This window comes from Microcystis aeruginosa FD4 (assembly GCF_009792235.1).
Taxonomy (GTDB): domain Bacteria; phylum Cyanobacteriota; class Cyanobacteriia; order Cyanobacteriales; family Microcystaceae; genus Microcystis; species Microcystis viridis.
Map to the genome: position 1 here is coordinate 2799074 of NZ_CP046973.1, position 12429 is coordinate 2811502.

The window sequence follows — 12429 nt, forward strand, 5'->3', positions numbered from 1 at the left end:
TTTGTCTTTTCCCCACTCTTTTCTCTATCCCATACCCAATTGATGCTTTTGTCAAGTAGTTTATTTGTTCTTCAGCTTTGACTTGCTCCCCCGTTGATTCGTTAACACCCCAACTATTTCCCCGATGAAAATAGGTGCGATATTCTCGCCAATATTCTAATGTTATTAGTAGTTGGTCTTCCGTACTCAATTTGCTAGGTCTACCTGTCTTTTTTTGCCAAACTTTTTCTGCCTTTAGGACTGTTACCATATCCTTAAATGTATCTGGATACACGCCACACAAGCGTTTGAACTCTGTTGGCTTTAAAGTTTTTACTTGTTCGTAAGTCATCTTTCAATCTTAACTCTTGGACTATTTTATCCTATTTTGTCTAGACTTATGCAAGAGATCTAATGTGAGGCTTTTTTGTCATGGTTTTCTCCTTGTAAGACTAGCAGACAACGCCCTTGAGGATATTCCGGGTAATCTTCGGGGATGACAACTTCTCTAATACTCATCATCCAATAATAGCATCTCCTTGCTCAGGGCAGGTGTTTTCCTTGAGGAATAGCGATCGCTTTTTTGCTTCTTTTCATCCCCTGAAACCGCTACAAGTCAGAGGATAAAGGGGTTTTGAGGATTTTAGCCGCCCGATTAATTCATTAGTTCTACTTAAAAAGTACGCAATTATACCATAAAGTGACCCTTTAAAGTTAATATAAATCTAATATTACAGGAAAAATTAGACCCGCTCAAAAAAATACCCTATCTGTAGGGGTACAAGTTTTGTAGCAACACCATCTGTAGAGTTTTTGCCTAACTGATCTAACATCCATACTTCAAAGATGCTACATCCGAGAGAGTGGGATATTTTTGGAGATTACGACTAAATAGCATCTGGTTTCATCTTTGAAAGCGATCGCATCTCTTGATTTTCTGAGAAAAACGGGCGTTTTTTAGGCTTTCCTTGAATAAATCCAGCAATAAATCCCTGAAATCGCAACAAATCAGCATATAAAAGAGTTTTACTCATTCTAGTTAAGGTAAATCGGGTTTAATCTCTTAAATCTGTCTGATTAATTCATCTGTTCTACTTCAAGGGTTAGGGGATTATACCATAAAGTGACGCTTGAAAGTTAATATAAATCTAATATAATTTCCGATAAAAGTTAATATTCTGCTCGAAAAAACCTATTAGAAAAGTATTAGATTTATAGATTGCCATTACTCAAAATAAAACTTATTCTGGTATCAAAGGTGATTAAACCAATCACTTTTAACCCAAAAGACAAGGCATTTTGCTTAAAAGCATTATGGCTAACTCAAAAAATTCAGAAATGGATTTTTGAGAATGTCTTGAATATCAATATATTTCAACTAATTTGAGGTAAATATCATGGCTTCGTGCGCTCCTTTTAACGTCAATTTTTCTGGAACTGCCCAAGATTTGTTCGATAAAATATCATCGTTAATTCATCAACATGGTGGTACAATTTCGGGCGGTCTATCTGACGGGAATTTTTCTGTACCTGTTCCTGTATTTGGCACAGTAGCCGGAAATTATTATTCAGTAGCAGGACAAACAGCTACAATCAATATTACTCAACGTTCTTTCTTTCTTCCCTGTAGCACAATAGAATCGTTCATTAAGTCCAATATCCCAACTGTGGAAAGAACGCCTATGGAGGCATTAATTTCTATGCCAATAGGAGCAATGAGTTATCAAGAAGGAATTACCACAAATGTATTAAGTGTTCCAGAAACAGCAGAAGTTAGTGCCTCACTCTCACAATTTAAAGCACTTGAGCAGTCTCACCCTGTTCCTGCTAATTTAACAGTACCAAGTTTACAAGAAGTTTGTAAGACTTATAATACATTAAAACCATATATTCCGGTTTTAATGCCAATTATCAGCAAAATTCCGGTGATTGGAAGCAAAGCATCCACAGTTCTACAGACTCTAACTACCATTGCTGATCTTGCCTGTCCTGTTCTTGGTGCAAATATTCAGATGGCTAATGTTCCCATGAGTTATTCTTCTATAAGTAGTCCTATTGGAGTTCTACGAACAATCACCCTTGCTGGCATCTTTGCTGAGAAAGATACAGAAGATACGAACTATAAGTCAGCTAAAATCTCTAACGGATATGGTCTTGTCACTCGCGCAGGTGTCAGCGTACAGCGTGGAATTACAGCGCACCTAGATGTTAAGTTCACTATAAACACCATCAGCAATAATAGTTTTAAGCAATGGTTGGACTCGCAAAAGCACAATTTTTCTAAAGAAGAATGGCATACTCTTGAAGAAAACTATGCTGCGGGTGGCTTTCTAGGTGGTGTTCTCGCTGGAGCGTTTGGCTTACTATTTGGAGGAGGAACTTATAATCATTACAAAAATGCTCACGACAAAAACGTCGAAGCTGATAGCACTGAAAAACAAGGTTTTCTTAAGTCACTGTCTCAAGTTCAGCAATCACTTGTTACCATTCAGGGTAGTATTGATGCTGTCGGTACTAGCTTTATTCCTGTTCAGGGATATGTATTTGTTGAAACAACCACAATTGAATTTAACAATGGTGAAAGCTTGACAGTAGTTAACTCTAGCAGTCCTGTTGTTGCCGATTCAACAGGCGACACCTCAAAACTTTCAACACTACCGAATCAGAAACTTAGCATTCTTAACTAATTCTGATTTAGCTTTGACACTTTTTTGGTGCCTATTGTAAAGACGCTCTTTGTCAACACAAATCTTATTGGGTTAGGTTTTCTTTAATTGAGTTAACTTAAAACCTAACCTTTTATCCATTTCAGTTCAAAAAACGAAGATAATTCAAAAATATCTAAAGGAGTAAATTATGAACAATCAGGAACTCAACCAATTATGTTAATTTTTATATAGAATTGCAGAGTTAGACAAATCATCTAATCCTGTCAACACTTTACTGAATAATTCTTTTGGAGTAATGTCAAAGATCACTTGCACTCCTAAATCACTACTAAAGCATTTAGTGCGATCGCCCTTTCTTCTTGGTTCCATTGAAACAACGAAACCCAATACTAATAAAGGTGTGTTACCTTAGTGACATACCTTTTATCTATCAGTCATCAGGAGAGCTTATTTATTTTCTGCTTAGATCAATTAGAATTGAAAGATAGCCTCTAACCTGTGAGTAGTATCTGTGGTAAATTCTTCCAAGCGATCGCCAATCTCCCTCGAATTGCTAATCTCTGAAATAGAAGCAACCCCCAGAGAATATTGGACAGAACTACTAGAAACACTGCGCCAATTTCGACAAACAATTCCATCAACAACTTCAGCGATTATTAACCCAGAACAAGCTCAAAAAAATCAAGCAGCGATTAATCTTTTAGACTCTTGGTTAAGCGAAGATGAAGATGCTTCCGAACATCAACAAACTTGGGACTATTTAAAAAAGGCTATAGATGAAGACCGTTTATCAGATCGCCCCCTATTCCCATGAATCGCTTAATTTTATTAGATTCGGGTCGATTAGGTATGGTAACAAATCCCAAGGCCAAAGGACTTCCGCTCGCTTGTCAACAGTGGCTAAAAACGCTTCTAAAACGAGGTGAACGATTTGCGATTCCTGAGATTGCAGATTATGAAGTCCGTCGAGAACTGCTCCGTGCGAATTTATTAAAAAGTGTCCGTCGTCTCGATCATTTAACACAAACCCTTGAATATATTCCTATTCAAACAGATACCATGTTGTTAGCCGCAAATCTTTGGGCAGAAGTCAGAAAAAGGGGACAACCCACTGCCGATCCCAAGGCATTAGATGGGGATGTTATTCTAGCTGCTCAAGCACAAATATTGGCCAATGAGACGGCAGAAGTAATTATTGCAACAACAAATGTTGGTCATTTGAGCCGATTTGCTACAGCATTAAATTGGCAAGATATTGATTAAATGGGCATGGGCAATCACTTTTTTATATTTCATAATTTGTGATCGCCGAAGAGTGTAGGTTAGTGATCTTGTAGATCTTGTAGGTTGGGTTGAGGTAACGAAACCCAACACCAGCAAGGGTTACGCTACCGCTAATCCATCCTATAAATAATTGTGCCTCCCTACTTACCCCTAGGGACAATTCATGAATTGCCCCTACGGGTAGCGTACCTGCGTAAGTCCTTTAGGGACTTGCGTGGGAATAATATCCCAGCTTTGAAAATCGCTCTGTAGAAGAATCAGACCAGCCAGATGGCACATTATCAAAGCGCAAGTCCCTTAGCTGCAGGGGTTCTCGAAGGCTCTCCCCCTACTTAGGGTGATCAGCAAACCCCCTCCGCGCGGAGGGCGCAAGCTTTGCGCCCCGACAGTAACGGATTTTGTCCACAATGTAGGGGCGAACTGCGTTCGCCCAAAAGGTACATTATCAAAGCGCAAGTCCCTTGGTTAGATTCAGTGGGATGCCTACGGCACTGCATAGCAGCACGCCACTCGCTGAAAGCGCACCGAAGAAAGTGTAGGCAAGATTGAACGATGGTGAAACCCAACCGTATTTTATCTATTCCTTGCTGAGATTCAGTTAAAATTGTAGCGTTATCAGCATGAGTTAAATAGAACCCAACATCCATGATCATCTCTCTCAAAGAAGCCCAGGCTAAACTCCCCGAACTGATTGACAATCTCAAACTGGGGGAAGAATTGTTAATCACCGACAACAATCGTCCGATTGCCCAATTAATCGGGCAAATACCCACATCGCCCCAACGTCCGCGCCCCGGACTATGTCAAGGAATGATTGCCATCGTAGCTGATGACGAAGAACATTTGCAAGATTTTTTGAAAACTTAAATAGAGATTTAACATTATGACTAAATTAGATATAGCTCAAGCTAAATCCGATCTCTCAAAACTTCTCGATTTGGCAATTAACGGAGAAGAAATCGTTATTATGCAAGGCGACGAGCCAGTAGCCAAAATTTCCCCCATCAAACGACCCTTAAAACGAGGAAGTGCTAAGGGAAAAGTATGGATGAGCGATGACTTTGATGAACCTCTTGAAGACTTTCAAAATTCCAGGGAATGACTTTTTTATTGGACACACATATTTTTCTTTGGTTTGTTAATGACGATCCTAGATTAAGCAATGCTCTCAAAGATTTAATTGAAGATGAGAACAATTTTAGTTACCTTAGTATCGCCAGCCTTTGGGAAATGTCTATTAAATAGAATTTAGGAAAGTTAAGGTTAGTTCCTTCCTATGAAGAGTTTATTGAGAAAGAAGTGAACGAAAGTAGGATTGTTTTACTAAATCTTGAACTAGAGCATCTAAAAATTAATGCTTCTCTACCTTTTCCCCACAGAGATCCTTTTGATCGCATTATTATTGCTCAATCTATGGCTGAAAATCTGCCTATCATTACAATGATTCAATTTTCAGTCAATATTCGATTGCGCTTATTTAGTGTAACTCAACAAATGGAAATATTATTGATCTTAGATCAAGATGAAGGAATAGCTCCCAATGATCCAGCCACTTCTTCTAGATTAGATTGAAACAACGAAAGCTAACACTAATAAAGGTGTGTTACTGTGGTGGCATACCTTGTAGCAGTACGCCGATCTTGTAGCGATTGTCTTAAAAGTCAAGGGGAATAAAGAAAATCTTTTGTACCCCAAATAGGCAAGACAAAGTAACGGCACCAGTCATCCGTTTTGTCAGCGATGAAATTGTTCGGAAAACTGGACTAAGCGGGTGCTTGCCAGCATTTATTATCACGAATCATGGCATTGAGGATAACCAGCAATTTCCTCATACAGGCAACTAAGGCCACCTTTTTCAACTTGCCATTGGTCAACAACCGTTCGTAGAACTTCCGAATCACCGGGTTATGACGAATGGCTACCAATGTGGCCATGTACAAGCCACAGCGAACCGAGGTGCGTCCCCCCGAAATCATGCGTTTACCCTTGTGCTGGCCACTATCGTGGTTGATAGGAGCGACCCCGACCAGCCGGGCAATCTGTTTTTCCGAGAGTGTTCCCATCTCGGGTAATTCCGCCAAACATAGGGCAGATGAAACTTTGCCGATCCCTTTAACGGATTGTAAGATTTCATTTTTGCGTTGCCAATCGGCTTGCTGTTGGGCGAGGGACTGAATCTGCTCGTTGAGGCTTTCAATACGCTGTTGGATTTCCTCAATATGGGCTTTGATATCTAGTTGCACCGTCTCAGACGCACGACTGAGGCGGTTTTTCTCCGCCACCTGCATCTCCACCAACTGCTGTCGTCGTCGTACTAGGTCGCTCAATTGTTGGGCTTGGGGGGCAACCACGGGTTGGGGTTGGGGTTGCACGGCTCGTGCGAATTGAGCGATTACCTGTGCGTCCAATTTGTCCGTTTTTGCTTTCCCCAATGCCGTCGCAAACCCTTTGACCTTGCGGGGGTTGGCGATCGCTACCGGTATTGTGGCGGCTTGTAAGCCCGATACGAGTGCGCGCTCTAATCCACCCGTCGATTCCACCACCACCAAACTCGGTGAGAGAGGATGTAATTGTTCAATCAGCGATTGAACGCCAACGTCGCTGTTGGGTTGTTGCAAGGTCAGACCTTGCGGCAACACGTAGATATCTAGAACCTCTTTACTGACATCGATCCCTACCCATGTTTTTTCTTCTGTCATCGTTTATGCTGGGGTTAAGTTATTTTGTCCCTTTGGTAACTCGTCCTTGCGAATACGAGGTTAATCCTCCAGCGATTGTTCGAGCTTGTCTCATCGGGATGACGGCGTGGCTCCGGTGGCTACCCAACGGTGTCAAGCACCTCGGTTGAACTGGATGTCCACGCCCTTTTTCAGAATATAGGCACCCAAGCTACAAAGCGGTATTTTTTACCTAGGTTGGGACGGGTTGCCTACTTCTCAAGATACAAGAGACCTCTTGCATAATTTTTTTATGGTATAATGTAAGGTTTTGCTTTTTTCTCAATTCTTAGATTGAAGTGGAAAAAAGAATAAAATGTGATCTTAGGTCAGGAAATCATCTATAATTTTGCTATGTTTATTAGCAAAATTATGGATTATCAAAACTTATCAGATGAACAATTCAAACGCCGTTTCGGTGTGTATAAACAAACATATAGAAAGATGGTAGAATCAGTAAAAAGTGTTGAAGCCGACTCTAATTCACCATCTAAAAGGGGACCGAAACCTAAACTATCTATAGAAGAACAAGTTTTAGTAACGTTAGAATATTGGCGAGAATATAGAACATATTTTCACATTGGTACAAGCTGGGAACTATCAGAATCAACTATATGTCGGATTGTAAATAAGACGGAAAAAATGCTTTTACAATCGGGAAACTTCCGTTTAAAAGGAAAAAAAGCTTTACTCAATCAAGCAGAGATACCGGTCATAACGGTAATGGATGTAACGGAAACTCCCATTGAACGCCCCCAAAAGAAACAGAAAGATTTTTTTTCGGGTAAAAGAGGTTATCATACTTTAAAATCCCAATTAGTAGCTGATCAAAATACCGAGGAAATTATCTGTGTCTTTTGTGGGAAAGGTAGAGGTCATGATTTTAGTTTATTTAAAAAAAGTCGAGTTCGTTTTCATCCTTTAACTACCAGCATAGAAGACAGTGGTTATCAGGGAATAGCTGCATACCATAGTAATAGTTATACACCGAAAAAGAAATCGAAAAATAGAAAATTAACAGAGTTAGAAAAAGAGTATAACAAGGCTTTAGCCAAAGAAAGGATTATCATTGAACATATAAATAGGAAACTCAAAATCTTTAAAATCTTATCCTGTAAATATCGGAATCGTCGTCGAAGATATAGTTTAAGAGTTAACTTGTTGGCGGCTATTTATAACTGTGAGTTAGGGATAGGTATAGCAGCTTCTTAAAAGTTGCCTAAAGATTAAGCAAGTCAAGGATAATTTATTCTCAATTTTTATAATTGAGATAGTTTGTGCCGCTTAAATAAAGAGGTTTTGATAACCAAATTAAAGCAGCTCTAAAGAGTTTTGAGTTAAAAGTTAAACTTCAAGTTTTCATTCAGGACGAATGTACTGATTAACTAATTTTTTGGGGAAAATTAGTTAACCCATTATTATAACATATAATTAATTTGCAAGAGTTCTAAGGTTGGGTTGAGGCAACGAAACCCAGCAACTTACCCATGATCTGATATTAAAAGATTGTGGGTAAGTTATTATGATTGGGAATTGGGTTATCTTTAATTAAGTTTTTCCCTTGCTTAAATTATTACAAAACAATTGAATGTCATTGATTATGGTTTGATAAGAATTAACAATTTGATGGGCGATGATTAAGACCTTTTCCTCATCTAATTGGCAAGAATAAGCACTTCTCACCAGATGACGAAACCGCCTTAACTCATCCAAAATGAGCCTTGTTTCTTCTGTGATAACCGCTTTTCTCACCTTAGGTATATCAACAGACATTTGCTCTAATAAATCTCGATGCCATTTATCCCCCGTTGGAAATCTTTGATCAATTTTTTTAGCAATAACCTCAAAAATACGCTCAATTCCAGTATAAACTCCATGCAAATTAAGCGCAATAGAATTAATTAATGCGTTTTGATACATGACATACGATTGATTAGATAATTCTCTTAAAAATATCTCTAACTGTTGCAGAGATTGAAGAATTTTCTTGATTAATTCTATCTTGAATTAGTAAATTATTCATAGTTCAATCCCCTGAGCAATTGCCTCTAAAATATAGGAATGAGCCTTTTGAACTTCTACTAAATCCACCTCAAAATCCTGTCCATTATCTAATTCTGCGATCGCTTTAAAATAATCTTTCTCTGGTAAATCCCAAACCGCTAAATCAAGATCAGAATGGGGAGTTATTTCTTCATCATTTAACAATGAACCAAATAAAACAACTTTCGTGACTCCATACTTCTCTTTAAGGAGATTAGCACATTTTTGAGCAATTTTTAACCCTGCTTGTTGCCGTTGTTTCATCTCTAAGAGAAATTGTTTACGGTTTGCTCTCGCTGCTAAAACTTCAGTAATAATCTCTTGTTTTTGTTCTTCAGTTAACGGTGTCATTATGATTACCCTTAATATCAATAGTTTCTATAATAGCAATTTTTGTGATAGGCGATCGCCGATCTTGTAGGTTGGTTTGAGGCAACGAAACCCAACAATATTTTATTTAAGGTGTGTTACTTTAGTGACACACCTTACAGCGTTGATGGTTATTGTCATTTCGACTCAGTACGGCAATAAGCGCAGAAGCATCGCACAAAATCAAGATAATTCCTCTCTTTTTAGCTGTTTTTCCTGCATTAATTCCGCAAATTTTTCTCCTGTTTGGGTAGAAAGATCTGGGGAAGCTCCTTCAATGATACCCACTTTTCCCTTAAGGACCTCAGCTAGGGAGTTACTAGGGGGTGTCTTTTCCTCGCCTGAAATGGCATCCAGTACGATGAGCCTTACTTTTCTTCCTTTTAATTCAGAAGCACAGACGGCGATTTCTTCCCAAGTTCCTTCATAAATTCGTTGTCTCATGAGAATTATGCTTGTTTAAATACTTACTGATCTTACTTGAAAACATTGAAAGGGTAAACCCATTCTCCCTCTAGTGCGATGCCTACAGCAATGCGTAGTAGCACGCCTAATCTTGTGGGTTGAGTAGTCTTCGACGCTGCTATGCAGATGAAACAACAAAAACCAACACTAATTAAGGTGTGTTACTTTAGTGACATACTATCAGTTATAATGGAAAGGTTTGAAGCCTAGACTTTCATCAAATGATGCTCATCTCTCTGAAAAATCCTGGTATCGTATCGTACATACATAGTGTAATGTCGTTGTCACTACATTATGTTAAAATAATTAAGTTTGGAATTACACCCCCATCTTATGAGTAGTAAAACAAAAAGTAAGACTCCGCGTAATACCCTAAATTTGCGAATTAAGCGAGAAGAACGCAATTTGATCGATATGGCAGCCAAAGTGCAAGGTAAGAATAGAACTGATTTTATTTTGGAAGCCGCGCGGAATGCTGCGGAGGAAACTTTGCTCGAACGTACTATTTTTTGGGCTAGTCCAGAGACTTATGCAGAATTTATCGCACTTCTAGATGCACCACCTCAACCTAATGAACGTTTACGCAAAACCATGCAGACGATCGCACCTTGGGAGAAGGAATGAATTTGACACCACCTGAACCTCTGGCTAGTTATCACTCAATCACTGATTTTTCCTGTGGAATTACTTCTCTTGATGATTGGTTGAAGCGTCGAGCTTATGCTAATCAAGCCAGTGGTGCAACTAGAACTTTTGTTACCTGCGTTGACAATAGGGTAGTTGGGTATTACGCCCTTGCTTCCGGGGCGATTAGTATACAATCAGCTAATGGTAAATTTCGGCGGAATATGCCTAACCCAATTCCAGTGGTAATTTTGGCACGATTGGCAGTAGATACTTCTTCCCAAGGTCAAGGTTTAGGACGCGGTTTATTTCGTGATGGTGCGCTACGGGTTGTTAAAGCGGCTGATACCATTGGTATTCGGGGAATTATTGTTCATGCTATTTCAGAAGAAGCTAAGAATTTTTATTTGGCTTTAGGTTTTGATGTGTCTCCTCTTGAACCGATGACGTTGATGATTACTCTTAATGATTTACGCGCTTGTATTGCTTAGGGACTTCCAAAAAATAAACTATTCATTCTCAAGAATAATAATCATTCTCGGAGTGTAGGAGGTAGGGGTCGATGGTTGCCTCCTCCTTCCAATTTTGTAGTAGAATTAATCCTGTACATTATTAATCAAGTTTTTCTTTGTAAGTGTATATGGAATTAACTGATTCCCTCAAGAAATTGCTCAGTGAAACTGCACTTCAATTAAAAGGTGCAGCTAAAAGAAGATTCATGGCGCAAACAGTCTTAGAATTAGGCTATGGGGGACAAACCCTTGCTGCACAGGAGTTAGGCTGGAATCTAACTACTATTCGTCAAGGAATTAAAGAACTAAAAAGAGGTATTATTTGTGTTGATAATCATTCAGCTAAGGGGCGGAAAAAAGCAGAAGAACATTTACCTTTTCTCTTGGAAAACATCAAAAGTTTAGTGGATTCTCAAAGCCAAACTGACCCAAGTTTTAAAAGCCAAAGGCTTTATGTGAGACTGAGTGCGGCCGAAGTCCGAAAGCAATTAATCTCTAAATATGGGTACAGTGATGAGGATTTACCGAGCGAGGAAACTATTCGGGTTAAATTAAATAACTTAGGTTATCGTCTGAAAAGAGTCGCTAAAGTTTTACCTCAAAAAAAATTCCAGAAACCGAGGCAATCTGTGAGGAATTAGCTAACATTAATCGGGAAGCGGATGAAGACCCTACGATGTTACGTCTTAGTTTAGATGCCAAAGCCCGTGTTAATATTGGACTGTTGGATCGAGGAGGTAAGAATAGAATAACTGTCGAAACAAACGATCATGATTTTAATCCGAAAACAACCCTAACCCCTTACGGAATATTTATTCCAGAATTTGATGAGTTGTTTTTGTATTTCACTGCCTCCACAGTCACCCGTGACTTTATTGTTGATATATTAGAAGATTTCTGGGAGTCGGAAAAATCTCGTTTTGAGAAAATTAAAACTTTGATAATTAATCAAGATAATGGCCCAGAAAATAATTCGAGACGAACTCAGTTTATGAAACGTATAGTTGAGTTTTCCCAAAAATATCAAGTTAATATACGTTTAGCTTACTATCCCCCCTACCATAGTAAATATAATCCTATTGAACGAACCTGGGCTGTGTTAGAAAACCCTTGGAATGGGAGTATTTTAGATGAAATCGAAACCGCTTTGAAATTCGCCCAAACTATGACTTGGAAAGGAAAACACCCGATTGTTAAGTTGATTACTGAAACTTACGAAAAAGGAGTAAAGCTTACTAAAAAAGCCAGGGGAAAAATCGAAGAAAAAATCGAACGTCTCACAGAATCAACGAATCAAGACTTTCCCGATTTGGGGCAATGGTTTATTGATATTTATTATGATAAGACCTAGTTTGTAGTTAACTAAGATGGTTAGCTAAAAACTGTATTTGATTCTTTAACTTGTCCTTGTTATACTCGAAAAAGCTCGGAAGTATAAAAGTTTATGCTGCTATTTTTTCGGAAAAATAGGTTGTAATGGGAGACTCTTTGTTTTCCTAGACAAAAATAATTACTTTTTCAAAAAAACACTTTTCTATTTTTTTGTTGGGTATTTTATTCTCTGGAAGTCCCTAAAAAAGACTGAAAATGCAGCCATCACGGCATCTTCTACCTGATATTTTCTATTATTTCTAGGTTTCCTCTCATCGGGTAAATCATGTAATTTTTGACGTAAAAATTGCCTTAATTCCGAAATTTCCTAGGGTTGCCGCTTTTTGAGCCATCTTGGAATAATTTGACGTGCTGGTGGATTTCTAACTCCCCCAT

At 38.7% G+C, this 12429-nt stretch carries 15 protein-coding genes and 3 pseudogenes; 11 read left to right on the forward strand and 7 right to left on the reverse strand.

The window, feature by feature from the left end; all coding sequences use genetic code 11:
* Nucleotides 1-91 precede the first annotated feature (91 nt).
* Together GQR42_RS14200 and GQR42_RS14205 are read right to left on the reverse strand one after the other, a co-directional pair.
* Nucleotides 92-331: pseudogene (locus GQR42_RS14200) on the reverse strand (helix-turn-helix domain-containing protein); the annotation flags it as partial.
* 535 nt (nt 332-866) lie between these two features.
* The gene (locus GQR42_RS14205; RefSeq protein WP_158200455.1) at nt 867-1013 is read right to left on the reverse strand and encodes a hypothetical protein; all 147 of its coding nucleotides are present in this window, start codon (nt 1011-1013) and stop codon (nt 867-869) included.
* Between the two features lie 363 nt (nt 1014-1376).
* Here GQR42_RS14205 and GQR42_RS27805 point away from each other — a divergent pair, with 363 nt between their 5' ends.
* The 6 genes and pseudogenes from GQR42_RS27805 (at nt 1377) to GQR42_RS30020 (ending at nt 5413) form a co-directional block, all read left to right on the forward strand.
* Nucleotides 1377-2666, forward strand: coding sequence for a hypothetical protein (locus GQR42_RS27805; RefSeq protein WP_199273188.1), 1290 nt, complete (start codon nt 1377-1379; stop codon nt 2664-2666).
* Nucleotides 2667-3159: 493 nt separating this feature from the next.
* Nucleotides 3160-3462 carry a hypothetical protein gene (locus GQR42_RS14215; RefSeq protein WP_199273189.1) on the forward strand — a complete coding sequence of 101 codons (303 nt, stop codon included), beginning with the start codon at nt 3160-3162 and terminating at the stop codon, nt 3460-3462.
* On the forward strand, nt 3459-3911 hold the full coding sequence (locus GQR42_RS14220; protein ID WP_158200456.1) for a nucleic acid-binding protein: 453 nt from the start codon (nt 3459-3461) through the stop codon (nt 3909-3911). The genes GQR42_RS14215 and GQR42_RS14220 overlap by 4 nt, the downstream gene beginning before the upstream one ends.
* A 666-nt stretch (nt 3912-4577) precedes the next feature.
* On the forward strand, nt 4578-4799 hold the full coding sequence (locus GQR42_RS14230; protein WP_158200458.1) for a type II toxin-antitoxin system Phd/YefM family antitoxin: 222 nt from the start codon (nt 4578-4580) through the stop codon (nt 4797-4799).
* A gap of 16 nt (nt 4800-4815) precedes the next feature.
* Nucleotides 4816-5034 (forward strand): type II toxin-antitoxin system Phd/YefM family antitoxin, encoded by a 219-nt coding sequence (locus GQR42_RS14235; protein WP_158200459.1) that lies wholly within the window; start codon nt 4816-4818, stop codon nt 5032-5034.
* Nucleotides 5031-5413, forward strand: a pseudogene (locus GQR42_RS30020) (type II toxin-antitoxin system VapC family toxin). Before GQR42_RS14235 ends, GQR42_RS30020 begins: the two are co-directional and overlap by 4 nt.
* A 282-nt stretch (nt 5414-5695) precedes the next feature.
* Here the strand turns inward: GQR42_RS30020 and GQR42_RS14245 are convergent.
* Entirely contained in the window at nt 5696-6631 is a 936-nt protein-coding gene (locus tag GQR42_RS14245; protein WP_079205656.1) for an IS110-like element ISMae40 family transposase, read from the reverse strand.
* Here GQR42_RS14245 and GQR42_RS27810 point away from each other — a divergent pair.
* Both GQR42_RS27810 and GQR42_RS14250 read left to right on the forward strand, forming a co-directional pair.
* The gene (locus GQR42_RS27810) at nt 6613-6780 is read left to right on the forward strand and encodes a hypothetical protein (RefSeq protein ID WP_170863687.1); all 168 of its coding nucleotides are present in this window, start codon (nt 6613-6615) and stop codon (nt 6778-6780) included. The genes GQR42_RS14245 and GQR42_RS27810 overlap by 19 nt on opposite strands.
* 223 nt (nt 6781-7003) lie before the next feature.
* Nucleotides 7004-7861, forward strand: coding sequence for an IS5-like element ISMae4 family transposase (locus GQR42_RS14250; protein ID WP_002732125.1), 858 nt, complete (start codon nt 7004-7006; stop codon nt 7859-7861).
* 336 nt (nt 7862-8197) lie between these two features.
* Here GQR42_RS14250 and GQR42_RS14255 read toward each other — a convergent pair whose 3' ends face one another.
* The 3 genes from GQR42_RS14255 to GQR42_RS14265 form a co-directional block, all read right to left on the reverse strand.
* Nucleotides 8198-8569: a hypothetical protein gene (locus GQR42_RS14255; RefSeq protein ID WP_233271014.1), complete on the reverse strand. Its 372-nt coding sequence runs from the start codon at nt 8567-8569 to the stop codon at nt 8198-8200.
* A gap of 99 nt (nt 8570-8668) precedes the next feature.
* On the reverse strand, nt 8669-9043 hold the full coding sequence (locus tag GQR42_RS14260) for a nucleotidyltransferase family protein (RefSeq protein ID WP_158200460.1): 375 nt from the start codon (nt 9041-9043) through the stop codon (nt 8669-8671).
* A 201-nt stretch (nt 9044-9244) separates the two neighbouring features.
* Complete coding sequence (locus GQR42_RS14265; RefSeq protein ID WP_158200461.1) at nt 9245-9505, reverse strand: hypothetical protein; 261 nt, start codon at nt 9503-9505, stop codon at nt 9245-9247.
* 354 nt (nt 9506-9859) lie between these two features.
* Between GQR42_RS14265 and GQR42_RS14270 the strand changes: the two genes are divergently transcribed.
* The 3 genes from GQR42_RS14270 (at nt 9860) to GQR42_RS14280 (ending at nt 12013) form a co-directional block, all read left to right on the forward strand.
* A complete protein-coding gene (locus tag GQR42_RS14270; protein WP_158200462.1) occupies nt 9860-10150 on the forward strand; it encodes a type II toxin-antitoxin system TacA family antitoxin in 291 nt (96 codons plus the stop codon).
* Nucleotides 10147-10641, forward strand: a complete 495-nt coding sequence (locus GQR42_RS14275; RefSeq protein WP_158200463.1) for a GNAT family N-acetyltransferase — start codon at nt 10147-10149, stop codon at nt 10639-10641. Before GQR42_RS14270 ends, GQR42_RS14275 begins: the two co-directional genes overlap by 4 nt.
* Nucleotides 10642-10790: 149 nt before the next feature.
* Nucleotides 10791-12013 (forward strand): ISAzo13-like element ISMae28 family transposase gene (locus GQR42_RS14280; protein WP_158200464.1). Its coding sequence is split into 2 segments (ribosomal slippage): nt 10791-11271 and nt 11271-12013, totalling 1224 coding nucleotides; the frame shifts between segments, so codons are not numbered across the junction.
* 222 nt (nt 12014-12235) lie between these two features.
* Here the strand turns inward: GQR42_RS14280 and GQR42_RS27815 are convergent.
* Nucleotides 12236-12386: pseudogene (locus tag GQR42_RS27815) on the reverse strand (ISNCY family transposase); the annotation flags it as partial.
* Nucleotides 12387-12429 lie beyond the last annotated feature (43 nt).